General features: G+C 67.5%; 22 protein-coding genes and 1 pseudogene. 8 read left to right on the top strand and 15 right to left on the bottom strand.

The window, feature by feature from the left end:
• Nucleotides 1-347 precede the first annotated feature (347 nt).
• Both aceA and aceB read right to left on the bottom strand, forming a co-directional pair.
• A complete protein-coding gene (aceA, locus tag ACZLIB_RS00890) occupies nucleotides 348-1,649 on the bottom strand; it encodes an isocitrate lyase (protein ID WP_004153647.1) in 1,302 nt (433 codons plus the stop codon).
• A gap of 64 nt (nucleotides 1,650-1,713) precedes the next feature.
• The gene (aceB, locus tag ACZLIB_RS00885) at nucleotides 1,714-3,336 is read right to left on the bottom strand and encodes a malate synthase A (RefSeq protein WP_478468936.1); all 1,623 of its coding nucleotides are present in this window, start codon (nucleotides 3,334-3,336) and stop codon (nucleotides 1,714-1,716) included.
• Between the two features lie 110 nt (nucleotides 3,337-3,446).
• Between aceB and ACZLIB_RS00880 the strand changes: the two genes are divergently transcribed.
• The 3 genes and pseudogenes from ACZLIB_RS00880 to ACZLIB_RS00870 form a co-directional block, all read left to right on the top strand.
• Nucleotides 3,447-4,415 carry a LysR family transcriptional regulator gene (locus ACZLIB_RS00880; protein WP_049421009.1) on the top strand — a complete coding sequence of 323 codons (969 nt, stop codon included), beginning with the start codon at nucleotides 3,447-3,449 and terminating at the stop codon, nucleotides 4,413-4,415.
• Between the two features lie 271 nt (nucleotides 4,416-4,686).
• Nucleotides 4,687-5,595 (top strand): LysR family transcriptional regulator, encoded by a 909-nt coding sequence (locus tag ACZLIB_RS00875; RefSeq protein WP_478468934.1) that lies wholly within the window; start codon nucleotides 4,687-4,689, stop codon nucleotides 5,593-5,595.
• Between the two features lie 127 nt (nucleotides 5,596-5,722).
• Nucleotides 5,723-6,166, top strand: a pseudogene (locus tag ACZLIB_RS00870) (LysR family substrate-binding domain-containing protein); the annotation flags it as partial.
• A gap of 82 nt (nucleotides 6,167-6,248) precedes the next feature.
• Here the strand turns inward: ACZLIB_RS00870 and ACZLIB_RS00865 are convergent.
• Complete coding sequence (locus tag ACZLIB_RS00865; RefSeq protein WP_478468933.1) at nucleotides 6,249-7,505, bottom strand: MFS transporter; 1,257 nt, start codon at nucleotides 7,503-7,505, stop codon at nucleotides 6,249-6,251.
• A 124-nt stretch (nucleotides 7,506-7,629) separates the two neighbouring features.
• A complete protein-coding gene (lepB, locus tag ACZLIB_RS00860) occupies nucleotides 7,630-8,256 on the bottom strand; it encodes a signal peptidase I (RefSeq protein WP_478468931.1) in 627 nt (208 codons plus the stop codon).
• 304 nt (nucleotides 8,257-8,560) lie between these two features.
• Here lepB and ACZLIB_RS00855 point away from each other — a divergent pair, with 304 nt between their 5' ends.
• Together ACZLIB_RS00855 and ACZLIB_RS00850 are read left to right on the top strand one after the other, a co-directional pair.
• A complete protein-coding gene (locus tag ACZLIB_RS00855) occupies nucleotides 8,561-8,962 on the top strand; it encodes a hypothetical protein (RefSeq protein WP_478468929.1) in 402 nt (133 codons plus the stop codon).
• Between the two features lie 3 nt (nucleotides 8,963-8,965).
• Complete coding sequence (locus ACZLIB_RS00850) at nucleotides 8,966-9,412, top strand: 3-dehydroquinate dehydratase (protein WP_004153636.1); 447 nt, start codon at nucleotides 8,966-8,968, stop codon at nucleotides 9,410-9,412.
• A gap of 113 nt (nucleotides 9,413-9,525) precedes the next feature.
• Here the strand turns inward: ACZLIB_RS00850 and dcp are convergent, their stop codons facing one another.
• The 3 genes from dcp to arfB all read right to left on the bottom strand — a co-directional run bounded on the left by dcp (nucleotide 9,526) and on the right by arfB (nucleotide 12,832).
• Nucleotides 9,526-11,682, bottom strand: coding sequence for a peptidyl-dipeptidase Dcp (dcp, locus tag ACZLIB_RS00845; RefSeq protein WP_478468928.1), 2,157 nt, complete (start codon nucleotides 11,680-11,682; stop codon nucleotides 9,526-9,528).
• Between the two features lie 111 nt (nucleotides 11,683-11,793).
• On the bottom strand, nucleotides 11,794-12,354 hold the full coding sequence (locus ACZLIB_RS00840; RefSeq protein WP_223276957.1) for a lysophospholipid acyltransferase family protein: 561 nt from the start codon (nucleotides 12,352-12,354) through the stop codon (nucleotides 11,794-11,796).
• A 46-nt stretch (nucleotides 12,355-12,400) separates the two neighbouring features.
• A complete protein-coding gene (gene arfB, locus ACZLIB_RS00835) occupies nucleotides 12,401-12,832 on the bottom strand; it encodes an alternative ribosome rescue aminoacyl-tRNA hydrolase ArfB (RefSeq protein WP_032130467.1) in 432 nt (143 codons plus the stop codon).
• A 133-nt stretch (nucleotides 12,833-12,965) separates the two neighbouring features.
• On the opposite strand from arfB, the gene ACZLIB_RS00830 reads away from it, so the two are divergent.
• Complete coding sequence (locus ACZLIB_RS00830; RefSeq protein WP_010487093.1) at nucleotides 12,966-13,493, top strand: DUF2059 domain-containing protein; 528 nt, start codon at nucleotides 12,966-12,968, stop codon at nucleotides 13,491-13,493.
• 75 nt (nucleotides 13,494-13,568) lie between these two features.
• Here the strand turns inward: ACZLIB_RS00830 and ACZLIB_RS00825 are convergent, their stop codons facing one another.
• From ACZLIB_RS00825 to ACZLIB_RS00810, 4 genes are all read right to left on the bottom strand, one after another.
• A complete protein-coding gene (locus tag ACZLIB_RS00825) occupies nucleotides 13,569-14,336 on the bottom strand; it encodes a pseudouridine synthase (RefSeq protein WP_430544502.1) in 768 nt (255 codons plus the stop codon).
• A 117-nt stretch (nucleotides 14,337-14,453) separates the two neighbouring features.
• The gene (locus ACZLIB_RS00820; protein ID WP_164080341.1) at nucleotides 14,454-15,032 is read right to left on the bottom strand and encodes an O-methyltransferase; all 579 of its coding nucleotides are present in this window, start codon (nucleotides 15,030-15,032) and stop codon (nucleotides 14,454-14,456) included.
• 5 nt (nucleotides 15,033-15,037) lie between these two features.
• Nucleotides 15,038-16,693 (bottom strand): ubiquinone biosynthesis regulatory protein kinase UbiB, encoded by a 1,656-nt coding sequence (gene ubiB / locus ACZLIB_RS00815; RefSeq protein ID WP_478468926.1) that lies wholly within the window; start codon nucleotides 16,691-16,693, stop codon nucleotides 15,038-15,040.
• Nucleotides 16,690-17,325 (bottom strand): ubiquinone biosynthesis accessory factor UbiJ, encoded by a 636-nt coding sequence (locus ACZLIB_RS00810; protein ID WP_014035565.1) that lies wholly within the window; start codon nucleotides 17,323-17,325, stop codon nucleotides 16,690-16,692. Before ACZLIB_RS00810 ends, ubiB begins: the two co-directional genes overlap by 4 nt.
• A 479-nt stretch (nucleotides 17,326-17,804) precedes the next feature.
• Between ACZLIB_RS00810 and ddlA the strand changes: the two genes are divergently transcribed.
• Nucleotides 17,805-18,920 (top strand): D-alanine--D-alanine ligase, encoded by a 1,116-nt coding sequence (gene ddlA / locus ACZLIB_RS00805; protein WP_478468924.1) that lies wholly within the window; start codon nucleotides 17,805-17,807, stop codon nucleotides 18,918-18,920.
• A 125-nt stretch (nucleotides 18,921-19,045) separates the two neighbouring features.
• Here ddlA and ACZLIB_RS00800 read toward each other — a convergent pair whose 3' ends face one another.
• The 3 genes from ACZLIB_RS00800 to oleC form a co-directional block, all read right to left on the bottom strand.
• Entirely contained in the window at nucleotides 19,046-19,201 is a 156-nt protein-coding gene (locus tag ACZLIB_RS00800; protein WP_004153593.1) for a DUF1328 domain-containing protein, read from the bottom strand.
• A gap of 82 nt (nucleotides 19,202-19,283) precedes the next feature.
• Complete coding sequence (gene oleD / locus ACZLIB_RS00795) at nucleotides 19,284-20,276, bottom strand: 2-alkyl-3-oxoalkanoate reductase (RefSeq protein WP_478468923.1); 993 nt, start codon at nucleotides 20,274-20,276, stop codon at nucleotides 19,284-19,286.
• A complete protein-coding gene (gene oleC, locus ACZLIB_RS00790) occupies nucleotides 20,273-21,931 on the bottom strand; it encodes an olefin beta-lactone synthetase (RefSeq protein WP_478468922.1) in 1,659 nt (552 codons plus the stop codon). Before oleC ends, oleD begins: the two co-directional genes overlap by 4 nt.
• 104 nt (nucleotides 21,932-22,035) lie before the next feature.
• On the opposite strand from oleC, the gene ACZLIB_RS00785 reads away from it, so the two are divergent.
• Nucleotides 22,036-22,461 carry a YkgJ family cysteine cluster protein gene (locus ACZLIB_RS00785; RefSeq protein WP_004135417.1) on the top strand — a complete coding sequence of 142 codons (426 nt, stop codon included), beginning with the start codon at nucleotides 22,036-22,038 and terminating at the stop codon, nucleotides 22,459-22,461.
• A 113-nt stretch (nucleotides 22,462-22,574) separates the two neighbouring features.
• Here ACZLIB_RS00785 and ACZLIB_RS00780 read toward each other — a convergent pair whose 3' ends face one another.
• Entirely contained in the window at nucleotides 22,575-23,465 is an 891-nt protein-coding gene (locus tag ACZLIB_RS00780; RefSeq protein WP_478468920.1) for an alpha/beta fold hydrolase, read from the bottom strand.
• Nucleotides 23,466-23,515 lie beyond the last annotated feature (50 nt).

Genomic DNA, 23,515 nt, shown 5'->3' with positions numbered 1-23,515 from the left:
CATTTTGACCCGTCTGCCGATCTTGATTGATGTGAAGATCGGTGGTGGCCCGTTCTGGTCACGGGTGTCCGGGCAAAACCCCTGCTGGATCAATCCGATGCCGGGTTTCACAGGCTTTCGGCCAAGTTGCCGGCACGCGGGGGTGCGCCTGATTGACGCTGGCTGCGCGCTGCTCCCTTGCATCGATACAACAACGCCGGCAGGTCCCCCGACCGGCCGGCGTTGTCTGGCCCTTCCCTGGCCACCCTGATCGGATTCCGAAGCTTCGGTAGCGCCGGCCGCTGGCCGGCTTCCCTGTGGTGCCCGGAGGATCACGTGGTTGCCGGCCAGCGGCCGGCACTACCGCATCACGCCGCGCGTTCGCTGCGCCCGCCGTGGAACTGCTCTTCCTCGGTCGAACCGGTCAATGCGGTGGTCGACGACTGGCCCTGCTGGATCGCCTGGGTCACCGCATCGAAGTAGCCGGTGCCAACCTCACGCTGATGCTTGACCGCAGTGAAGCCGCGCTCGGCCGCTTCAAACTCGGCTTCCTGCAGTTCCACGAACGCGCTCATCTGTCGACGTGCATAGCCGTGGGCCAGATTGAACATGCCGTAGTTCAATGCATGGAAGCCGGCCAGGGTGATGAACTGGAACTTGTAGCCGTAGCTGCCCAGCTCGCGCTGGAACTTGGCAATGGTGGCGTCGTCCAGGTTCTTCTTCCAGTTGAAGCTGGGCGAGCAGTTGTAGGCCAGCAGCTTGCCGGGGAACTTGGCATGGATCGCCTCGGCGAACTTGCGTGCGAACTCCAGGTCCGGCTTGCCGGTCTCGCACCACACCAGGTCGGCGTAGGGCGCATAGGCCAGGCCACGGCTGATCGCCTGGTCCAGGCCGTTGCGGGTCTTGTAGAAGCCTTCCACGGTGCGCTCGCCGGTGGCGAACGGCTTGTCGTTGCCATCGATGTCGCTGGTCAGCAGATCCGCGGCTTCGGCATCGGTACGTGCCACCAGCAGGGTCGGCACGCCCAGCACGTCGGCGGCCAGGCGCGCAGCGTTGAGCTTCTCGATCGCCTCGCGGGTCGGCACCAGCACCTTGCCGCCCATGTGGCCACATTTCTTCACCGAGGCCAGCTGGTCTTCGAAATGCACGCCAGCGGCACCGGCCTCGATCATCGCCTTCATCAGTTCGAACGCATTGAGCACGCCGCCGAAACCGGCTTCCGCATCGGCCACGATCGGCTGCAGGAAGTCGATGTCGTCCTTGCCTTCGGCGTGGTGCAGCTGGTCGGCGCGCAGCAGCGTGTTGTTGATGCGCTTGACCACCGCCGGCACCGAATCGGCCGGGTACAGCGACTGGTCCGGGTACATCTGCCCGGCCAGGTTGGCGTCGGCCGCCACCTGCCAGCCAGACAGGTAGATCGCCTTCAGCCCGGCCTTGACCTGCTGCATGGCCTGGTTGCCGGTCAGCGCACCCAGCGCGTTGACGAACTCGCGCTCATGCAGCGATGCCCATAGCTTCTCTGCACCCAGGCGGGCCAGCGAATGCTCGATGTGGACGGTGCCGCGCAGGCGCACCACGTCGGCGGCGCTGTAATTGCGCTGGATGCCTTCCCAACGCGGGTTGGTATCCCAGTCGTGCTGGATCTGTTCGGCAGTGGGCAGCTTGCTCATGTCTTTCTCCAGTTCGGTTCGTGCGTGCAGCGGGGAGGGAAACGGCGGGAAACGCGGGCGGCGGTCAGTCGATGCGCGCGTAGGCCGGCAGGGTCAGGAAATCGGTCAGTTCGTCGCTGCGGCTCAGTTCGCCGAGCAGGGCGATGGCCTCGCCGATGCGTGCGCCACCGGGCAGCGCGGCGGTATCGCCCAGCCGTGCCGGCAGCTGCGACAGGGTGGAATCCAGCAGCGCCAGGTCGATCGCAGTGCCATCGTCCAGCTGCTGGCCCGGCGTGTGCAGCCACTGCCACAGCTGGCTGCGGCTGATCTCGGCGGTGGCCGCGTCCTCCATCAGGTGGTGGATCGGCACGCAGCCGTTGCCATCCAGCCACGCCGCCAGGTAGCGCACGCAGACTTCCACGTTGCCCTCAAAGCCGGCACGGGTGATGGTGCCCGGCGGCCGCGCGATCAGTTCGTCGCGGCCAACACGCACATCCTGGCGCAGCACGCTGTGCTGGTTTGCACCTGGCATGTGTTCGTCGAAGATCGCCATCGCCACCGGAATCAGCGCCGGGTGTGCCACCCAGGTACCGTCGTGGCCGGCAGAGACCTCGCGCAGCTTGTCGGCGCGCACACGGGCCATCGCCTGCTCGTTGGCAGCGGCATCGTTGTTGATCGGAATCTGCGCGGCCATGCCGCCCATCGCATGCGCACCACGGCGATGGCAGGTCTGGATCAGCAGCTCCGAATACGCCTTCAGGAACGGCTGGGTCATGGTCACCTGGCCGCGTTCGGGCAGCACGCGGTCGGCATGGCGGCGGAAGGTCTTCAGGTACGAAAAGATGTAATCCCAGCGCCCGCAGTTCAGGCCGACGATGCGGTCACGCAGCGCGTGCAGGATCTCGTCCATCTCGAACACCGCCGGCAGCGTTTCGATCAGCACGGTCACCTTGATCTGGCCGTGCGGCAGGCCGAGCATGCCTTCGACGTGCGACAGCGCGGTCTCCCACAGCGCCGCCTCTTCCATGCTCTGCAGCTTGGGCAGGTAGAAGTACGGGCCGCGGTCCTTCGCCTGCAGGGTGCGGGCGTTGTGGAAGGCGAACACCGCCGCATCGAACAGGCCGCCGGCGATGAACTGGCCATCGATGCGCACGTGCTTCTCGTCCAGGTGCCAGCCGCGCGGGCGCACGATCAGCACCGCCTGTTCGTCGTATGGGCGCAGGGCGTAGTGCTTTCCATTGGGTGCGGTGTATTCGAGATCGCCACGCACCGCGGCAGCCAGCGACTGCTGGCCGGCCAGCAGGTTGCGCCAGGTCGGCGAGGTCGAATCCTCAAAGTCGGCCATGAACACCTTGGCGCCGGAGTTCAGCGCGTTGATGACCATCTTCGGGTCGGTCGGGCCGGTGATCTCGACGCGGCGGTCCTGCAGCGCCGCCGGCAGCGGGGCAACACGCCAGTCGCCGCTGCGGATCGCGGTGGTGTCTTCGCGGAAGTCCGGCAGGCCGCCCTGGTCGAAGTACGCCTGACGCTCCCGACGGGCCTGCAGCCGTGCCTGCCGGCCCGGCTCCACCGCGCGGTGCAGCGACACCAGCAGGGCCAGCAGCGGCGCCGGCAGCAGGGTGTCCTGGCCGGCCACGCGGGTCGCCAGGGCGATGCCGGGGGTGGCCTTGCTGGCGGGGGTGGGAACAGCGGAAGCGACGGCGGACATGGGGCGACTCCAGCGGTGGGGGAACGCCTCCACGGTGCCGTCGGCGCCGAGTATTTGGCAAAACAGTTTTTGCAATGCTCTACATAAGTTGTGCTAATACTTGTGACACGATGAGCACACGCCCCCCGCCAAGTCCGCGTTTTTCTTACAAATCCGACCGGTTGAAGCCGCTGCGCGCGTTCTGCCAGACCGTGCGCCTGGGCTCGGTCTCACGGGCGGCTGAGGCGCTTTTCGTCAGCCAGCCGGCCATCAGCCTGCAGCTGCAGGCGCTGGAGCGTGAACTGGGGGTGCCGTTGTTCGAGCGCAGCGGGCGCCGCCTGGTGCCCAGCCGCGAGGGCCAGCTGCTGTACGAAATGGCACAGCCGCTGGTGGAGAACCTGGACGGGCTGGAGGCGCGCTTCCGCGACAAGGTGCGCGGCCTGGACGCGGGCGAGCTGAACATCGCCGCCAACAGCTCGACCATCCTGTACTTGCTGCCGAAGATCGTCGAACGCTTCCGCCTGCACCATCCCGACGTGCGCCTGACCCTGCACAACGCGATCAGTGCCGATGGCACCGACCTGCTGCGCGAGGATGCCGCCGACCTGGCGATCGGCTCGATGACTGATGTGCCGGCCGATCTCAGCTACGCACCGGCCTACCGTTTCGAGCAGGTGCTGATCGCGCCGCACGACCATCCGCTGGCCAGCGGTGGCGAGCTGGAACTGGCCGACATCGCGCGTTTTCCGCTGGTGCTGCCACCGAAGCGGCAGATCACCTACCGCCTGGTCGACCAGGTATTCCAGCGCCACCGCATCGCCTACACCGTGGCATTGGAAGTGGGTGGCTGGGAGGTGATCAAGCAGTACGTGGCGATGGGCATGGGCATTTCCATCGTGCCGGCGCTGTGCCTGAACGAGGCCGACCGCGAGCGGCTGGCGGCGCGGTCGATGAAGCGCTGGTTCCCGGAACGCAGTTACGGGGTGATCGTGCGGCGTGGCAAGGCGTTGTCGGCGCAGGCGCGGGCGTTCATCGAGCTGATCCAGCCGGAGTTGTTCAGCCCGCGCGATTACGACCAGAGCGGGCATTCCGAGCGGTGAGGGGTGTTCGGCAGGGCTGCGCCCTGCACCTGCCGAAGCCGAAGCAACGGCAACAGCGGGCTATCCGTGGGATGGCGGGGCGGCGTGGGTGGGCAGGACACGCCGTAAACCCGTCCATGGGGGCTCGATGGCGCCATCCATGGCGCCAACGGTCCTGCCCACCCACACCGCCCCGCCTCTGACAGATTCCCGCGATCTGTCGGGGTCGGATCCCGTTGCTGTGCAACGGGCTCTGACCCCATTTCCGGCTGACGATGAATAAACTGGCGCCATGTCCATCGAACTCCGCCATCTGCGTTACTTCCTTGCCGTCGCCGATACGCTGCACTTCGGACAGGCGGCGGAGCGGCTGGGCATGTCGCAGCCGCCGCTCAGCCAGCAGATCCGCCAGCTGGAAGACCTGATCGGGGCGCGCCTGTTCGTGCGCAGCCATCGCCGTGTGCAGCTGACGCCTGCGGGCGAGCTGCTGCAGGAACGTGCACGCGCCATCGTGCAGCAGGTGGAGACTGCGGTGGACGAGGTGCAGCGCGCGCAGCGCGGTGAGCAGGGTGAGCTGCGCATCGGATTGACCCGCGCCACGCCGCTGTCACCGCAGATTCCGCGTTCAATCCTGCAGTACCGCCAACGCTATCCGCAGGTGCGGCTGCAGCTGAGCGAGATGAACACCCTACAGCAGATCGATGCACTGCTCGATGGCAGCCTGGACGTGGGCATCATCCGCAAGCGCGCGTTGCCGCCGGAGCTGGTGGCGCACAGCCTGTTCGTCGATCCGCTGGCGTTGATCGTGCATGCCGACCATCCTGCCCTGCGCAGACTGTCGAAGCAGGGCACGTTGTCGCTGCGCGACTTCGCGCAGGAGCCGTTCGTGGCGTTCCGCCGCAGTGCCGGTGCGGGTATCCACGACCACATGATCGCGCTGTGTGCGGCGGCGGGATTCACCCCGCGCATCGCGCAGGAGGCGGGCGAGGCATCGACGCTGATCAGTCTGGCCGCCGCAGGCCTGGGCGCAGCGATCCTGCCGTCGTCGTGCGACCACATCCGGGTGGAAGGCGCGCGCTTCGTGGCGCTGGCCGATGCCGGGGCGCATTCGGAAGTGCAGCTGGCCTGGCGCCGCGAGGGTGTGACGCCGCTTATCCGCAACTTCGCCGGGCTGTTGCGTGAGGCGTTCGCGGAAGGGTGAGGTGCAACCCACCCGGTAGCGGCCAACCTTGGTTGGCCCACGGCCACGGCGCCGACCAAGGTCGGCATCTACCAGAGCAGGTTCACGCCGTCACCGGCTGCTGGGCGCGCTGCTGCAGCGCCCAGACCCGGAACTGGTGGCGCACAGCCTGTTCGTCGATCCGCTGGCGTTGATCGTGCATGCCGACCATCCTGCCCTGCGCAGACTGTCGAAGCAGGGCACGTTGTCGCTGCGCGACTTCGCGCAGGAGCCGTTCGTAGCGTTCCGCCGCAGTGCCGGTGCCGGCATCCACGACCACATGATCGCGCTGTGTGCGGCTGCCGGGTTCACTCCGCGCATCGTGCAGGAAGCCGGTGAGGCATCGACGCTGATCAGTCTGGCCGCTGCTGGCCTGGGTGCGGCGATCCTGCCGTCGTCCTGTGATCACATCCGGGTGGAAGGCGCGCGCTTCGTGGCGCTGGCCGATGCCGGGGCGCATTCGGAAGTGCAGCTGGCCTGGCGCCGCGAGGGTGTGACGCCGTTGATCCGCAATTTCGCCGGGCTGCTGCGTGAAGCGTTCGCCGAAGGGTGAGGTGCAACCCACCCGGTAGCGGCCAACCTTGGTTGGCCCACGGCCACGGCGCCGACCAAGGTCGGCATCTACCAGAGCAGGTTCACGCCGTCACCGGCTGAGGGGCGCGCTGCTGCAGCGCCCAGACGATGCCACCGCCGATCAGGGTCAGCACGGCGGCGAACAGGCACACACCCAGCCAGTCCCACGCTGCATAGGCCAGGCCGCCCACACCACCGAGCACGCTCGAACCCAGGTAGTAGGCGAACAGGTACAGCGCCGACGCTTCGGCGCGCATCGCACCGGCGCGGCTACCGACCCAGCTGCTGGCCACCGAGTGACCGCCGAAGAAGCCGAACGTCACCAGCGCGATACCGAGTGCCATCGTGCTCAGCCACGGCATCGCCAACAGCACGATGCCGGCACCAATCAGTGCGAACGAGATCGACAGGATGCGCCCGCGCCCGTAACGCGTCGCCTGCTGGCCCATCCACGCCGAACTGAAGGTACCCACCAGGTACACGCTGAAGATCAGTCCGACCACGGTCTGGCTGAGGTGGTACGGCGGCGCCAGCAGGTGATACCCGAGGTAGTTGTAGAGGGTGACGAACACACCCATCAGCACGAACGAGGTGGCGAACAGCCACGGCAGGCCCGGGTCGGCGAACAGCGTGCGCCAGCGCGACGGCAATTGGCGCAGGCCATCGCGGCGCGGGTGGAAGTGGCGCGACGGCGGCAGCTGCAGCCACAACAGCACGGTACTGGCGATGGCGATGATCGAGACGACGCCGATGCCCCAGCGCCAGCCCCAGTGGTCGGCGATGATGCCGGCCAGCAGGCGCCCGCTCATGCCACCGATGGCGTTGCCGCCGATGTACAGGCCCATCGCCAGGCCCAGCGCGCGGCTGTCCATTTCCTCGACAAGGTAGGTCATCGCCACCGCAGGCACGCCGCTCAGCGCCAGGCCGAGCAGCGTGCGCAGCACCAGCAGCGTGGTCCAGTCATCCACCAGCGCCGTGCATAGCGACAGCGTGGCCGAGGCCAGCAGCGCGGCGATCATCATCGGGCGACGGCCAACCGCGTCGGAGATCAGGCCGGCCAGCAGCATCGCCACCGCCAGCGTGCCGGTGGTCAACGACAGCGACATCGCGCTGCCGGCGGCGGACACGCCGAAGTGACGGCTGAACTCCGGCAGCAGCGGCTGCACGGTGTACAGCAGGCCGAAGGTGGAGAAGCCGGCCAGGAACAGCGCCAGCGCGGTGCGGCGGAAGGCCGGCGTGCCCTGCTGGATGCGGGTCTCGGCGATGGGATCGACAGTGGGGGGGCGGCGTTCGAGGGCCGCCGCGGTTTCGCCAGTCATGGGATCGATGGGCCGGTGGGGGCGGCCGGGCGTGGGAGGGAACGGGCTTAAGGCTAGGCCCGTCGATCCAGTCGATCCATAACCTGATAGGTCATGATTGATACATCAGAAGTATCAATTCAGCTTACAGGCGCTGCCATTCGAAGCCGGCACCCCGGCGGTAGTACACCGCCACGGCGCGCCCATAGACCTTGTCGGCGTCGACGAAGCCGAAGAAGCGGCCATCGAAGCTGTTGCAACGGTGGTCACCCAGCACCAGCACCTTGCCGTCCGGCACCACCAGGTCAGCGATGTCCGGGCCGCCGCCCATGTCCAGGTCGAGGCTGGCATGGCGGTCGCCGAAGGCTTCCACGTCCTGCAGGTCGGCGATCTGCAGCGGCTGGCCGTTGATGCTCAGATGGCCTTCGCGCAGCTGCACATGATCACCGGCCACTGCAGCCACGCGCTTGATCAGGCGGGTGCCGTCGGCCGGCGAGTCGAATACCGCCACTTCACCGCGCTGCGGAACGCCGGTCGACATCAGTTCCTTGCCGGTGAACGGCAGGCGCAGGCCATAGGCGCGCATGTCCACCACCACCCGATCGCCGGGCTGCAGGGTCGGCTGCATCGAGCCGCTGGGCACCACGTAGTGGTTGGCGAGGGTATCGCGGGCGGCGGCGAGCAGGCCGAGCATCACCAGCAGCGGCAATGCTTCCTTCTTCAGCCAGGCCAGCGCGCGTTCGGAAAACGGGGGGCGGGCAACAGCATCCATGACAGGCTCCGGGTGGTTGGTAGCGGTATCAGACCACATGCGGGCGCAGGAGGTTCCCGCGCCTGGAACCTGTAGAGCCGAGCCCATGCTCGGCTTGCTCTTGTAGCGTCGAGCTTGCTCGACTGAGGCGCAGAGCAGTCGAGCAAGCTCGACTCTACGTAACGGCAGCCGAGCATGGGCTCGGCTCTACAAAACGGGTTACGCAGGTTTTACGCCCCGGCCCGGCCGCGGGCATCGCACCTTTACGGCCACCACGCGCATCGTGTGCCCACCGCGCCACAGGGCGCATTCCGCAAGGTGTTGTATGACCCTCCTGGTGATCCGCCACGCGTCTTCGTCGGCGCCGCGCCCGCAGCTGCCGGCGCAGCTGGCCGGCCATCGCGTGCTGTGCAGCGACTGCGCCAGCCTGTCCGAGGTACGCCAGTGCCTGTACCAGCCGCAGGCGCGCTCGGCCGACTGGGTACTGCTGGATGTCGGCGCCGCCGACGAGGCGCAATGGCAGGCCGAAGGTGGCGCGCTGCAGGCGGCGCTGGAACGGCTGCCGGCGCAGTACATCGAACTGCAGTCACCCAGCGAACCCGGCCTGGATGCGCGCCTGCGCCTGCAGCATGGTCCTGCCGCGGTAGTGGTCGACCAGCGCAGCCAGCAGGCCGGCTATCCGCTGTCGCTGGCCATCGTCGGCCGCCGCCTGGCACAGGAGGGCTGAGCCATGTCGATCTTCATCATCCGCGGCCCGGAAGCGGCCGGTGCATTGATCCGCACGGCGATGCCGCTGCCGGCGCCGGTACTGAAATCGCTGGTGCACCGCGCGATCGACGCCGGTACCAGTGTGGCGATCCGTGCCTGCGGTTCGGAACAGGAACTACTGGACGCGCTGCGCGTGGCCGATCACAGTCGCGGTGAGGTGACCCTGCTGGATCCGGGTGCGTGTGCCAACAGCCTGCGCCTGCAGCGGCTGCTGCCGTACCTGCACAACGCCTACGTGGAAGTGCATGACGACGGCGCGGTGGCCGAGCCGTGCCTGCCGGCGGGTGTCGGTCAGCGGCTGGGCATCGCTGCTGGGTATGGCGCGCAGAGTTATGTGCTGGCGCTGGATATCGCGCTGGATCACCTGGGGTTGGCCGAGCAGGCGAACCGGGTGCACGTGGGGACGTAAGCCGCTTGTGTAGAGTCGAGCTTGCTCGACTGGCTTTTCGTGGAAAGACCGTCGAGCAAGCTCGACGCTACACAAAGAAAAACGGCGGGGTTGCCCCCGCCGTTTTAGCTTTCTTATTTCAGCCCGCGGAACTTCAGCAGCGGTTCCACCGACGGGTCCTTGCCGCGGAAATCGCGGTACAGGGTCGACAGCTCCACGCTGTTGCCGCGCGAGAGGATCTTGTCGCGGAACTCCTGGCCGTTGGCCGCAGTCAGGCCACCGTGTTCGGTGAACCACTGGTAGGCGTCATGGTCCAGCACTTCGGCCCAGAAGTAGGCGTAGTAACCGGCCGAGTAACCGCCACCCCAGATGTGATCGAAGTAGGTGGTGCGGTAGCGCGGCGGCACCTGCGGCAGGTCGACCTTGAACTTCTTCAGCGCGCTGGCTTCAAAGGCGCCGACATCCTGCAGCGGCGCATCGGCCTTCTGCGTATGCCAGGCCAGGTCCAGCAGCGCGGCCGACAGGTACTCGGTGGTCGCATAACCCTGGTTGAAGCTGCGTGCCTTGAGGATCTTGTCGACCAGTTCCTGCGGCATCGCCTCGCCGGTCTTGTAGTGCTTGGCGTAGTTGGCGAACACCTTCGGATCCAGTGCCCAGTGCTCGTTGAACTGCGACGGGAACTCGACGAAGTCGCGCGAGGTGGCGGTGCCCGCGATCGACGGGTACTTCACGTTCGAGAACATGCCGTGCAGCGCATGGCCGAACTCATGGAACATGGTGGTGACGTCGTCGAAGCTGATCAGCGCAGGCTGGCCGGCGGCCGGCTTGGTGAAGTTGCAGACGTTGTAGACCACCGGCTTGGCACCGGTCAGGCCGTCCTGTTCGACGAACACGTCCATCCAGGCACCGCCGGACTTGCTGTCACGCTTGAAGTAGTCGGTGTAGAACAGGGCCAGCGAGGTGCCGTCCTTGTCGAACACTTCATACACCTTCATGTCCGGGTTGTAGGTCGGAATGTCGGTACGCGGCTTGAAGGTGATGCCGTACAGCTGGGTGGCGGCGTAGAAGACGCCGTTCTGCAGCACGTTGTCCAGTTCGAAGTACGGCTTGATCTGCGACTCGTCCAGATCGTACTTGGCCTTGCGCACCTGCTCGGCGTAGAAGTCCCAGTCCGAGGCAGCGACCTGGAAACCACCCTTCTGCGCGTCGATCACCTTCTGGATCTCGCCGGCCTCGGCGCGCGCCTTGGCGGTGGCGGCCGGCACGGTGTCGGTCAGCAGCTTGAGCGCGGCGGCCGGGGTCTTGGCCATCTGGTCGCCCAGCTGGTAGTCGGCGAAGGTGTCAAAGCCGAGCAGCTTGGCCTTCTGCGCACGCAGCTGGGCCAGGCGCTGCACGGTCTGCCGGGTGTCGTTGGCATCGCCACGCTCGGCGCGGGTTTCCGAAGCCTTCAGCACGGCGGCACGCTGGTCGCGGTCGCTCAGCGAGCCGAGCACCGGCTGCTGGGTGGTGTTCTGCAGCGGCAGCAGGAACTTGCCATCCAGCTTGCGGTCCTTGGCGGCGTTGGCGGCGTTGTTGATCGCGTCCTCGTCCAGGCCGGCCAGCTTGGCCTTGTCGTCGACAACGACGGCCGCAGCGGCGGTGGCGGCCACCAGGCGGGTATGGAACTGGGTGGAAAGGGTGGTCTCTTCCACGTTGAGCTTGCGCAGGCTCGCCTTGTCGGCATCGGACAGCTGCGCGCCGGCGCGCACCAGGCCGTCGTAGTAGTGCTCGACCAGGCGCTTCTGCACCGGGTCCAGCTCCAGCGTGTCACGCTGGTCGTACAGCGACTTCACGCGCGCGAACAGCTTCGGATCGAGGTTGATCTCGTCCTGGTGCGCGGCGAGCTTCGGCGCCACTTCTTCCTGGATCTTCTGGCGCGCATCGTTGGTATCGGCCTGGACCAGGCCGAAGAAGATGCGCGACACGCGATTCAGCGTCTCGCCGCTGCGCTCCATCGCCACGATGGTGTTGTCGAAGGTGGCCGGCTCGCTGCTGTCAGCGATCTTGCGCACGTCGGCCAGGTGCTGGCGCATGCCTTCTTCGAAGGCCGGCAGGTAGTCGCTGTCCTTGATCTTGTCGAACTGCGGCGCCTGGAACGGCAGCGTGCTGGCGCTCAGCAGCGGATTGGTGGAGGCTTCGGCCGGCTGCTGGGCCGGGGCTTTCTGGGCATCGGACACGGGGGTGGACTCCTTGCCGGAACAGGCCGCCAGCGCCAGGCTGATGGCGGCGGCCAGGACTACGGTACGCGACATGTAAAACACTCCTTGGGCAGACGGTACGGGATACCAGCCCTCCACCCTACTCCTGTCGCGCTCGCCCGGCATGTGCCGGACGTGGCGTCTATGCGGCGGCCTGCGGCCGGCTCAGACCGTACCGCGGGTCTTGCCGATCCAGGGCCGGTAGAACTCGCGGATGGCGGCCATGTCGGCGGCGTCATCGCCGGTCGGCGTGAACAGCGGGCCGATGCCGATGGTCTTCTCCGGGTAGTGGAAATACGCGGCCAGGATCGGCACGTCGGCCATCCGCGCGATCTTCAGGAAGCCGGCCTTCCAGTCCTTCACGGCCTTGCGGGTGCCCTCGGGCGTGATGGCGAACCACATCTTCTCGTTGTTGCGCAGCAGGTCCACGGCCTGGCCGACGGTGCCCTGCGGCGAGCTGCGGTCCAGCGGGATCACGCCCAGCTTGTGCAGCAGCGGGCCGAGCGGCCACCAGAACAGCGATGCCTTGCCCAGCACCTTCACCTTCATGCCCAGCGCGATCTTCGCGGCCATGCCCCACAGGCCATCCCAGTTGGACGAATGCGGGGCGATGATGAAGACCAGCCTGGGGATGTCAGGCAGGGTACCGGTCACCTTCCAGCCGCCCATGCGCAGGGTGCAGCGCGCCAGCCAGCGCAGGAAGGCGTTGGGTTTGACCTGCGGCATCTGCGGCGGCACGGCCGGCAGCAACGAAGTCGGGTTGTTCAAGCAATCACTCCCAGTCACGTGATGAGCGCCCGCGCTTGATCTGCGCGCGCCCGCGTTTGGCGTCCAGACGACGCAGTTTCGACCCGAGGGTCGGCTTGGTGGCCTTGCGCGGCTTGGGCACGCTCAGCCCGGCCTGGATGAAGGCCGCCAGCCGATCGCGCGCATCCTCGCGATTGCGATCCTGGGTCCGGAAACGTTGCGCGTCGATGACCAGCACGCCTTCGCCGGTCATGCGCCGGTCACGCCGCGCCAGCAGGCGCGCGCGCAACGGTTCGGGCAACGAGGGCGAGTTGGCCACATCGAAACGTAGTTCCACCGCGGTGGAGACCTTGTTGACGTTCTGGCCACCGGCGCCACTGGCACGCACGAACCGCTCGACGATCTCGCCGTCGGGGATTTCAAGCTGCGCGCTGATGGTGACCGGTCCACTGCCCATCCGCGCATTGTAGCGGCAGCCACGCACCGGAGTGCGGCATCGCGCCCCGTATGCCGCCGATCAGGTACCGAACACGCCGCCTTCGCCTTGGCTGCGGGTATGCTGGCCGTCCCATGTACTGCAGGAAGCCCGCATGACCCGCACCGCACCCGCCCTGCCGTCCCTGCTGCGCCGCGCCGCCCTGCTGCTGGCGCTGGCCGTGGCCAGCGTTCCGGCCCTGGCCGCGCCGCCGACCGATGGCGACATCAACCGCCTGCTGTCGGCGTCACGCGCGCAGAGCATGATCGACACCATGCTGCCGCAGATCGAGGCGATGCAGCAGCAGCAGTTCCAGCAGGTAGCCGCACAGCGCCAGCTCAATGCCCAGCAGCAGGAACAGCTGAAGCGGATCCAGGCGCGGACCAGCCAGACCCTGCGCCAGGCCCTGTCCTGGCAGCAGCTGCGGCCGATGTACGTGGACCTGTACAAAAAGACCTTCAGCAAGGAAGACGTGCTGGCGATGGCCGAGTTCTACGAGAGCGCGGCCGGCCAGAGCCTGCTGGACAAGACCCCGGCGCTGATGCAGAACGTGATGGTGGCAATCCAGGCGCGCATGCAGCCGCTGTTCGCGGACCTGCAGAAGGATCTGGAAGCGATCGTCAACGAGCCGGAAAAGAAATGAGGTAGTGCCGGCCGCTGGCCGGCTCCCCATTACATCTGGAATCGCGCAGATGCCGGCCAGCGGCCGGCACTACCATCAATCGGTATCCACCTGCCAACCAAACAGGTCCAGCGCCTTCTGGAACCCGCCGTCCAACGGCGCACGCACGTCCACCGTGCCACCGTCCGGATGCGGGAAGCGCAGGCGCTCGGCGTGCAGCAGCATGCGGTGCACGCCCTGCATGCGGAAGATGCGGTTGTGGCGGCCATCGCCGTGGCTGGTGTCGCCGATCATGTGATGCGAGAGGTGCTTGAGGTGCCGGCGGATCTGCCGGAAGCGTCCGGTCTGCGGCTGGCAGCGCAGCAGTGCGTAGCGCGAGCTGGTGAATTCACCGACCGGCACCGACAGCTCGCCGGTGGCCAGGCGCTGGAAGTCGGTGATCGCCGGCTTTTTCACCGGCTTGCCCGGGCCGCCGTCCAGATCATGATCGACCTGCCAGGTGAGCTCGGCCGGCCAGCCCCGGCAGACCGTCAGGTAGTCCTTCAGCACTTCGCCGCCCATCAGGGCCTTGCCCAGCGCACTGGCGGTATCGCGGTCGAAGGCCAGCAGCAGGCAGCCACTGGTGGCCCGGTCCAGGCGATGCACGAGGAAGATCGGGCGGCCCAGCTGCTCGCGCAGGCGGTCGGCCAGGAAGTCGTCTTCGCCACGGGCCAGCTTGCTGTCGTGGACCATCAGCCCGGCAGGCTTGTTGACCACGGCCAGGCGCTCATCCAGGTGCAGCAGCTGCAGGGGCGCGGTGTCGGTCTCGACCGCGGCGAGGGTATCGGGTTCGGTGCTCACGGCAGGATTATCGGGGCTGGGCACTGAATGGGGTAGAGCCGGCCGCTGGCCGGCTGCCTCCGGGCAATCGGATGGCTGCGGTTGCCGGCCAGCGGCCGGCAACCGCGTGCCAACCAAGGTTGGCACCTACCTGTAGAGCGGTCAGGCGCTGCGCACGGCCAACAGCTCGCCGTTGCCCACCGGTACCAGGCTGGTGCTGAAGTCCGGATCAGCGTCCAGCAGCACGCGCAGCGGTTGCATCTCTTCCGCATGCGAGGTGGCGTTGTCCACCACCAGCAGGCCACCCGGGCGCAGCACGCGACGCAGCTGCGGCCACCAGCCGGCGTACTGCCCGCGGTCCGAATCGAGGAACAGCAGGTCGATGCAGGCATCGGCGGCCTGCGCCAGCCAGAGCCCGGCATCGTCGTGGACCAGCGTGATGCGATCGGCCAGACCACTGCGCGCGAAGGTATCACGCGCCATCGCCACCTTGCCCTCGGCGTATTCCAGCGTGGTCACGTGGCCGTCGATGGCGGCGGTTGCCTCGGCCAGCCACAGCGTGGAATAGCCGTTGGACGTACCGATTTCCAGCACCCGGCGAGCGTTGCCGAAGCGCACCAGCACCGACAGGAATTCACCGGTGTCGGGCGTGATGTTGAGCATGCGTCGGCCGCGCTCGCTTTCGCGTGCGTCGTTGTCGGCGCCGAAGCGGATCAGTTCGTCCTTGAGTGCCTGCAGCATGGGGCCTACTTCCACCACGCGCGCAGCAGCGCCACTGCGCCGAGCGCACCGGACAGCCAGCTCCACGCCGGCACGTCGCCCCAGTACCAGCCCGGCGGCTGCAGCACATACATCAGCGCAGCGATGGCCAGCAGGCCGACACCGGTGATCGCGCCGACCGCATGCTTCTGCAGGCGCTGCACGCTGGCATCCAGTGCGGCCAGGTCGCGCGAACGCATCGACAGTTCGTGTCGGCCTTCCACCTGCTGGGTCAGCCAGGCGTGCACCAGGCGCGGCATGTCCGGCGCATGGGTCATGATTTCCGGCAGGCGCTTGCCGATCTCGCGTACCACCCGGCGCGGGCTGTAACGCTCGCGCAGGATCTTCGCCAGCACCGGCTTGGCCACCGCCCAGATGTCGATCTGCGGGTCGAGCTGGCGGCCGACGCCTTCGATGTTCAGCAGGGTCTTCTGCAGCAGGATCAGCTGCGGCTGCAAGGTCAGCTGGTAACGCTGGGCCACGCGGAACAGCTTCATCAGCACTTCGGCCAGCGAGATCTGCGACAGCGGCCGGGTGAAGTACGGCTCGCACACCGAACGCACGGCGGCCTCGAGGTCATCGATGCGCACGTTGTCCGGCATCCAGCGCGCCTGCACGTGCAGTTCGGCGATGCGGCGGTAATCGCGGTTGAAGATGGCCATGAAGTTCTCGGCCAGGTAGTACTGATCTTCCTGCGAGAGCTGGCCCATGATGCCGAAATCCAGCGCGATGAAACGCGGATTGGCACGGCGCGACGGATCGGTGTCGACCCAGATGTTGCCGGCGTGCGCATCGGCGTGGAAGAAGTTGTCGCGGAACACCTGGGTGTAGAACACCCGCACACCCTTGGCGGCCAGCGCCTTGCGGTCGATGCCGGCCTTGTCCAGCGCGGCGATGTCGTCGGACGGGATGCCCCACACGCGCTCCAGGGTCAGCGCGCGCTCGGCGGTGTGGCTCCAGATCACTTCCGGCACGTACAGGTCGTCGCTGTTTTCCCAGAAGCGGCGCAGCACGCTGGCATTGGCGCCTTCGCGCTGCAGGTCCAGCTCGGCGGCCAGGGTGTTCTCGACTTCGGCCACCACTTCGCGCGGGCGGATCTTGTCGGCACGCGGGTGGGTGCGCTCGACCAGGGCGGCCAGCGAGTTGAGCAACGCGATGTCGGCGTCGATCTGCTTCTCGATGCCCGGGCGCAGCACCTTGACCACCACCTGGCGGCCATCGGCCAGCGTGGCCGCATGCACCTGCGCGATCGAGGCCGAGGCCAGCGGTTCGGTATCGAAGCTGGCGAACGCCTCGCTGACCGGCAGGCCGAGCGCTTCCTCGACGATGCGGCGCGCGGTATCACCATCGAACGGCTTGACCCGGTCCTGCAGCAGGGTCAGTTCGTTGGCCACGTCCGGCGGCACCAGGTCGCGGCGGGTGGACAGGATCTGGCCGAACTTGACGAAGATCGGGCCGAGATCCTGCAGCGCCAGGCGCAGGCGCGCACCGCGCGACTGTGCGGCGATGTCGGCCGAAGCACGCGGCACGAACGGTTTGGCCAGCCGCAGCCAGCGCTCGGCCGGCGTGCCCTGCAGCAGGTCGTCAAGGCGGTAACGCAGGATCACCCGGCCGATGCGGCTTGCCCGCAGCACGGCCTTCATGCGGCACCCCGCAGGCGCTGCACGCGCGCGCCGAGACGCTCGACGTCATCGCGCAGCACGTCCACGTCATCGTGGAAGGCATCCAGTTCGGCGCGCGGCACCACGTCGCGCGATTCCTCGGTGATGAATTCGGCGGCGCTGTGGGCGAGGTCGATCGCGCCCTGGCGCGCGTGCTGCAGGGCGCTGCGCAGGGTGTTGGCCACCTGTACGCCCAGCACGTCGCCGAACACGCTGACGAACGGCTGCTGCCAGTCCGGGTCGAAGCCCTTGGCCAGCTGCTGCAGGCGGCGCGCCAGTTCGGCGTCGCCGGCCACGCGTACGCGGCCCTTGCCGTTGTTGTCGCCGCGCCGAGCGTTGGCCAGCAGCGGCAGCTGCGCCAGCACCCCAGCCAGGCTGCTGCGCACGGCCAGGTCGGCTTCCTGCGCATCCACCGGGCCGACCCGCAGCTGGTCACCGTCGACACTGATGCGCATCGCCAGCGACGGCGCTTCCAGGGTCAGGTCGATGTGCCGGCCATCGAGGCTGGCCAGTGCATGGCGGGTATCCGGATCCAGCGCCAGCGCGCGGTTCAGGGCGATCTGCAGGGCGCGGCCAGCGACCGGCTTGAGGGACTTGAGCAGGGAGAGAGCCATGTGCGCATTCTACCTGCGTGGGTGGGGGGCTTGGGCCGGGCTGCCGCCCGGCACCCGCAGAGGCCACTGCCAGAGCAACATCAAAGGCTGGCTTCCTGTGGGGAGGCGGGGTGGGTCCGGTTGCGGGGGCCGCTGCAAGTACGTCCCTGTAAGCTCGGTCGCCGCATGCTCGTGTGCGCTGTCCTGCGCACACGGCAAGACCGGGGTTGGGCGTCCTGCCCAACCCGCCCGAGGCATGCCTCGGGCCCATGCGGCTCACGCCCCCGCAACCGGCCCCACCCCGCCTTCGACAGGTTCCTGCGATCTGCCGGAACGTGCTCTGGTAGATGCCGACCTTGGTCGGCGCTGGATTTCCTGGGTGCCAACCAGGGTTGGCCGCTACTCGAGCCGGCCGCCAGGCGGTTCATCTGTGCCTCACCTGAGCGGCAATGGAAGGTTCATGCTGTACGGCCACGCAACGCACAGGACATCGCAACACCATGGCACGGACCCGGGTCGGCATCATCTTCGGGGGCAAGTCCTCCGAGCACGAAGTTTCGCTGCAGTCGGCGAAGAACATCCTCGATGCGCTTGATCGCGAGCGCTTCGAGCCGGTGCTGGTCGGTATCGACAAGCAGGGCCAGTGGCATCTGAGCCAGCCGGATACCTTCCTGATCAATGCCGATGATCCGTCGCGCATCGCGCTGCATCGGTCCGGTACGTCGCTGGCGGTGCGCCCGGGTGTGGAACAGGCACAGCTGCAGCCGTCCGATGCGGCCAGCGCGCTGGGACAGATCGATGTGGTGCTGCCGATCGTGCACGGGCCGCTGGGCGAGGACGGTGCGCTGCAGGGGCTGCTGCGCATGGCCAACCTGCCCTTCGTCGGTTCGCCGGTGCTGGGCTCGGCGGTGGCGATGGACAAGGACGTGACCAAGCGCCTGTTGCGCGACGCTGGCCTGCAGGTGGCGCCGTGGCTGTGCATCCGGCGTCACCAGGCCGCTGACGTCGATGTCGATGCGGTGATCGCGCAGCTCGGCCTGCCGTTGTTCGTGAAGCCGGCCAACCAGGGTTCGTCGGTGGGTGTGAGCAAGGTCAAGGATGCGGCGGGCTTCGCCGAGGCGCTGGCATTGGCGCTGCGCTACGACCACAAGGTGCTGGTGGAATCGGCGGTGGCCGGCCGTGAGATCGAGTGCGCGGTGCTGGGCAACGAACTGCCGCAGGCCAGCCTGTGCGGCGAGGTGGTGGTGCACGACGAGTTCTACGCCTACGACACCAAGTACATCAACGAGGATGGCGCCGAGGTGGTCGTGCCGGCGGATATCGATGCTGCAACCCAGGCGCGTATCCAGCAGATCGCGCTGCGGGCCTACCAGGCGCTGGAGTGTGCGGGCATGGCGCGCGTGGATGTGTTCCTCACCGCAGACGGCGAGATCGTCATCAACGAGGTCAACACGCTGCCGGGCTTCACCCGCATCAGCATGTACCCGAAGCTGTGGGGCGCCAGCGGTGTGGACTACACCACGCTGATCACGCGCCTGATCGAGCTGGCGCAGGAACGCCATGCAGCCGATCGTGGATTGCACAGCGCCGTGCAGGAGCGCTCGCTGTCCCTGTAGCGTCGAGCCATGCTCGATGGCCCTCTGTAGAGTCGAGCCATGCTCGACTCATTAAAAGCAGTCGAGCATGGCTCGACTCTACAAAGGGGCGTGCCGACCAACGGCCGGCACTACCCTGCGGTCGTCTAGCCGCGCTTGCGGAACATCGAGATCACCGCCAGCACCAGGAACACAACGAACAGGATCCAGGCGATGTTGCTGGCGGCACCGGCGATGCCGGAGAAGCCGAGCACGGCGGCAATGATGGCGATGACGAAGAAAATAACGGCGTAATGCAGCATGGTGCTCCTCGCAGATGTCCGGGCCGTTGGATGGCGTGGGTCCATCCTCCCGATCTGGCGGTGTGCAACCAGTGATGGCTATCTATGCGGCAGATGAAGCCTTCAGCCTGCGCAGCCCTTCCTCGATGCTGACCTGCGGCACGTAGCCGAAGTCGCGGCGCGCCGGCTCCATGCTGTACCAGTGCGGCGTGCACAGCTGCTCGGCCAGGAAGCGGGTCAGCGGCGGCTCGCCACGCAGGCTCAGCAGCGGCCACAGCCGCTCGCAGACCGCACCGATGCGATAGGCGGTCTTGAAGCTGATCGCCTTGTCCACCGTTGGTGCCCCCACCGCGGACAGCAGCTTGTTGACCAGCTCGCGCATGGGCAGCGGTTCGCCGTTGGAAATGAAGTAGGCCTTGCCCGCACACGCGGCACCCGGTGCCAACGCTTCGAAGGCGAGGAAATGCGCGAGCGCGGCGTTGTCGATGTAAGTGGTATCCACCTTGTTGTTGCCATCGCCCACCAGACGCAGGCGGCCCTGCCGCGCACGTTCTGCCAGGCGTGGCACCAGTTGCTGATCGCCCGGGCCCCAGATCAGGCGCGGGCGCAGTGCCACCGTCGCCAGCGAGGCATCGTTGGCGGCCAGCACGCGCTGTTCGGCGATTGCCTTGGTGGCCGCATACGGCGCCTGGAAATCCTCGCCGTACGGCACCTCATCAGCCCCCAGGCCTTCCACCGGGTGGGTCGCGCGGTGGGTCACGCTGGGCGTGGAGGTGTAGACCAGCCGGCTGATGCCGTGCACGCGGCAGGCGGCGATCACGTTGTCGGTGCCGACCACGTTGGCCTGGTGGTAGCTGTCATAGCTGCCCCAGGCGCCGGCCTTGGCGCCGTTATGGAACACCGCATCGACGCCGGCCACTGCATGCAGCACGGCCTGCGCATCGGCCAGATCGCCACGGATCTGGCCCACGCCCATGGCCTGCAGTTCCGGGTAGTGGCTGCGGTTGAACGCCAGCACCTGGTGGCCACGTTCGACCAGCCCACGGCACAGCGCCTGGCCAAGGAAACCACCACCACCGGTGACCAGGATCTTCATGCGCGCTTCTCCAGTTCGGCGCTGGCCCAGACGGCGAGCTTCTCGCGGCCGATCTTGGCGTTGTGACGGATATCGACGGGGAACGCGGGGTGCATCAGTACGTGCTGCAGGTTCGCCTCGGGCAATCGCAGGGTGGCCTGGGCGCGCAGCGCCTCGCGCAAGGCCGGGCTGTCGCTCTGGCCACGCTGCAGTTCCACGCACAGCACCGGCACCTGCGCACCCGCCGGGCCAACGCCAACCAGTGCCGTGCGCGCCACACCCGGCACGGTGTTGAACACCGGCTCCACCTGTTCGGTGTACAGCGGCCCCTGTGCGGTTTCCACGCGATGGGTCTTGCGGCCGCAGAACCACAGGCGGCCCTGCGCATCGAAGTAGCCCACGTCACCCATGCGATGCACCACGCGCGTGCTGCCATCGGCCAGCGTCTCGCGGATCTTCGCCGCCGCGGTGGCCTGCGGGCGGTTGAAGTAACTGTCGGTAGCGGTCGGTCCGGCCACGGTGATCTCGCCCACCTCGCCGGTGGCCAGCACGCGCGCCTGCGACCAGTCGGCCAACGGTGCGTCATCGATGGCGATGATGCGCACCTCATTCGGTTCAACCACGCTGCCCACGCAGGTACCGGCACCGGCCTCGGTGGCGGCACGGGTGCGCTCCAGCTCGCGGCCTTCCACCACCGCCACCGGCAGGCACTCGGTGGCGCCGTACGGGGTCCAGAACTGCGCATCGGCCGGCAACAGGCTGCGGATGGTGGCGACCACATCCGGCGGCACCGGCGCACCGGCCGAGGTCACCCGGGTCACCGTCGGCAACGGCCGGCCGTGACGGGCCAGCACCCGCATCAGCGCAGGCGAGCCAAACAGCTGGGTCACGCCGAAGCGCTGGATGGCGTCATGCAGGCGTGCCGGGTCGGCCTGTGCCGGCCGCGTCGGGTCCATGTCCGGGATCACCGAGGTCAGGCCCAGCGCCGGGTCGAACAAGGCAAACGGCGGGAAGGTCGGCAGGTCCACGCCGCCCGCTTCCATGCCGAACGCGCTGCCCAGCAGCTGGATCTGGCCGACGAAGTGGCGGTGGCGGTAGACCACGCCCTTGGGCACGCCGGTGGAGCCGCTGGTGAACAGGATCGCGGCCATGTCCTCGCCATCGGTGTCGGCCAGCATCGGCCCCGCCTTGGCGCCGGCGCGCTCCAGCGCGGCCAGGCTGGCACCACCCCAGCCGAGTCGGCGGCCAACGGTGACCAGGCGGGTCGCCGACGGCGCCCAGCGCAGCACCAGCCGTGCCACGTGCGCCAGCGGAATGCCGATGAAGGCCTGCGGCTGCGCCTCGTCCAGGCACTGTTTCAGCGCGCGCTTGTCGATGCCCGGATCGACCAGCACCGGCACCGCGCCCAGCTTGAACAGGGCGAACATCAGCAGGAAGAACTCCGGCGACGGCCGCACCATCACCACCGTGCGCACCCCGCGACCGATCCCATAGCCGGCCAGGCCGGCGGCCATGGCATCACTGCGGGCGTCCAGCTGGCGGTAGTCCAGGGTGACGTCGTAGGCGGCCATGCCGTTGCCAGCGCCCCGGCGGCCCGGGCAGCGGATGGCGATCTGGTCGGGCCGTTCACGCGCCAGTTCAGGCAAACGGGCGGCAATATTGCAGGGTCGGTTCATCCGTTCATTGTCGCCGCTTACGGAATTTCTTGCGCGGCGGCCAACTTCGTGGAAAATCCGCACCCTCGTTCCTGATTCCGACTGCCGCCCGAGGCGGCTTGCCCATGCAACATCCCTGCATGACCTGCGGCGCCTGCTGCACCCAATACCGCGTGGCCTTCCACTGGATGGAATCAGACGAGGTCACCCCCGGCGGCGTACCGCACCAGCTGACCGAGGTGCTGGACCCGCATCGCCTGTGCATGCGCGGCACCCACTCCAAGCCGGTGCGCTGCGTGGCGCTGGATGCGCAGATCGGCGTGTATTCACGCTGCACCATCCACCCCAACCGGCCCAGCGTGTGCCGTGAGGTGGATGCATCGTGGGAGTACGGCAAGGCCAGCCCGCAGTGCGACAAGGCGCGCATTGCCTATGGCCTGGATCCGTTGACCCTGGCCGACTGGCGCTGGCGCGACGAAGCGGGCAACGACGACGACCACCCGGACGACAACGGCAACAGCCCGTCACCGCAGGCGCCGATCGCGGCGTAGTGGTAGTGCCGGCCGCTGGCCGGCAACCTCATGAACCCTTCGGGTGTGCCGACCAACGGTCGGCACCTACCCATTTCCTCTTCCGGTGGGTGCCGACCGTTGGTCGGCACACTTCAGATCGGGTTATTGTCCAGGAACGCGCGGATTTCCGGCACCAGCACTTCGTGCTTGTCTTCCAGCACGTAATGCCCGGCATCCTCGAAGGCATGCACCTGGGCCTGCGGCAGCGCGGCCTGGAAGCCCTTCAGGAAGTGGTGGTCGAACACGAAGTCGCGCAGGCCCCAGCCGAGGAAGGCCGGGCGGTCCGCGAACGACGGCAGCGCTTTGCCGGCACGCTCCAGCAGCGACCAGGCCTTGTCGGCCGGCGACAGCGGGATGTCCTGCATGAAACGGATGGTGCTGATGCGGTTGGCGTAGTTGTTGTACGGCGACACGTAGGCGCGGCGCACATCGGCCGGCATCTTCCGCTCCACACCCAGCCACGAGGCACCGGACGAGAACGCGTTGAAGGTGCGGATGATCCACTCGCCGATCTTCCAGTGCCGGCCCAGCGCGATCTGCCACGGCATCGTCTTCGCCGCCGGCATCGGGAACGCGGCGGTGTTGAGCACCACCAGGCGCTTCACCTGGTCGTGGTGCGACAGCGCCCAGCCGAAGCCGATCATGCCGCCCCAGTCGTGCACGGCCAGGGTCACCGGACCGGTGATGCCCAGGTGCTTCAGCAGCGCGTCGAGATCGTCCACGCGCGACTGCAGGGTGTACTCGTAGCGGCTGTCATCGGGCTTGTCCGACAGGCCCATGCCGATGTGGTCCGGCACGATGCAGCGGTACGTGTCCGACAGGCCGGCCACCAGCGTGCGCCAGTAATAGCTCCACGACGGGTTGCCGTGCACCATCACCACCACCTCGCCATCGCGCGGGCCTTCGTCGAGATAGTTCATCGACAGGCCGGGGCGGACCTCGAAGCGCTGCGGGTGGGCGGGGTAACCGGGAAGCTGGGACATCGAATCGCACCTGTAGAAAGGGCCGGTAGAACCGGCCCCTGGACACTTGG

Source organism: Stenotrophomonas sp. 220_Sma (assembly GCF_056487375.1).
Note: the sequence above shows the minus strand (reverse complement) of the source record. Positions and strands in the feature narration are given on the sequence as shown.

Bases quoted from the DNA above. Each gene is read 5' to 3' on its own strand.
- ACZLIB_RS00865 (WP_478468933.1), bottom strand. From the start codon at position 7,505: ATGACTGGCGAAACCGCGGCGGCCCTCGAACGCCGCCCCCCCACTGTC.
- ACZLIB_RS00780 (WP_478468920.1), bottom strand. From the start codon at position 23,465: ATGTCCCAGCTTCCCGGTTACCCCGCCCACCCGCAGCGCTTCGAGGTC.
- ACZLIB_RS00880 (WP_049421009.1), top strand. From the start codon at position 3,447: ATGAGCACACGCCCCCCGCCAAGTCCGCGTTTTTCTTACAAATCCGAC.
- aceB (WP_478468936.1), bottom strand. From the start codon at position 3,336: ATGTCCGCCGTCGCTTCCGCTGTTCCCACCCCCGCCAGCAAGGCCACC.
- aceA (WP_004153647.1), bottom strand. From the start codon at position 1,649: ATGAGCAAGCTGCCCACTGCCGAACAGATCCAGCACGACTGGGATACC.
- ACZLIB_RS00800 (WP_004153593.1), bottom strand. From the start codon at position 19,201: ATGCTGCATTACGCCGTTATTTTCTTCGTCATCGCCATCATTGCCGCC.
- ACZLIB_RS00855 (WP_478468929.1), top strand. From the start codon at position 8,561: ATGACCCTCCTGGTGATCCGCCACGCGTCTTCGTCGGCGCCGCGCCCG.
- oleD (WP_478468923.1), bottom strand. From the start codon at position 20,276: ATGAAGATCCTGGTCACCGGTGGTGGTGGTTTCCTTGGCCAGGCGCTG.
- ddlA (WP_478468924.1), top strand. From the start codon at position 17,805: ATGGCACGGACCCGGGTCGGCATCATCTTCGGGGGCAAGTCCTCCGAG.
- dcp (WP_478468928.1), bottom strand. From the start codon at position 11,682: ATGTCGCGTACCGTAGTCCTGGCCGCCGCCATCAGCCTGGCGCTGGCG.
- oleC (WP_478468922.1), bottom strand. From the start codon at position 21,931: ATGAACCGACCCTGCAATATTGCCGCCCGTTTGCCTGAACTGGCGCGT.
- ACZLIB_RS00850 (WP_004153636.1), top strand. From the start codon at position 8,966: ATGTCGATCTTCATCATCCGCGGCCCGGAAGCGGCCGGTGCATTGATC.
- ubiB (WP_478468926.1), bottom strand. From the start codon at position 16,693: ATGAAGGCCGTGCTGCGGGCAAGCCGCATCGGCCGGGTGATCCTGCGT.
- ACZLIB_RS00820 (WP_164080341.1), bottom strand. From the start codon at position 15,032: ATGCTGCAGGCACTCAAGGACGAACTGATCCGCTTCGGCGCCGACAAC.
- ACZLIB_RS00840 (WP_223276957.1), bottom strand. From the start codon at position 12,354: ATGCCGCAGGTCAAACCCAACGCCTTCCTGCGCTGGCTGGCGCGCTGC.
- ACZLIB_RS00830 (WP_010487093.1), top strand. From the start codon at position 12,966: ATGACCCGCACCGCACCCGCCCTGCCGTCCCTGCTGCGCCGCGCCGCC.
- arfB (WP_032130467.1), bottom strand. From the start codon at position 12,832: ATGGGCAGTGGACCGGTCACCATCAGCGCGCAGCTTGAAATCCCCGAC.
- ACZLIB_RS00785 (WP_004135417.1), top strand. From the start codon at position 22,036: ATGCAACATCCCTGCATGACCTGCGGCGCCTGCTGCACCCAATACCGC.
- lepB (WP_478468931.1), bottom strand. From the start codon at position 8,256: ATGGATGCTGTTGCCCGCCCCCCGTTTTCCGAACGCGCGCTGGCCTGG.
- ACZLIB_RS00875 (WP_478468934.1), top strand. From the start codon at position 4,687: ATGTCCATCGAACTCCGCCATCTGCGTTACTTCCTTGCCGTCGCCGAT.
- ACZLIB_RS00810 (WP_014035565.1), bottom strand. From the start codon at position 17,325: ATGGCTCTCTCCCTGCTCAAGTCCCTCAAGCCGGTCGCTGGCCGCGCC.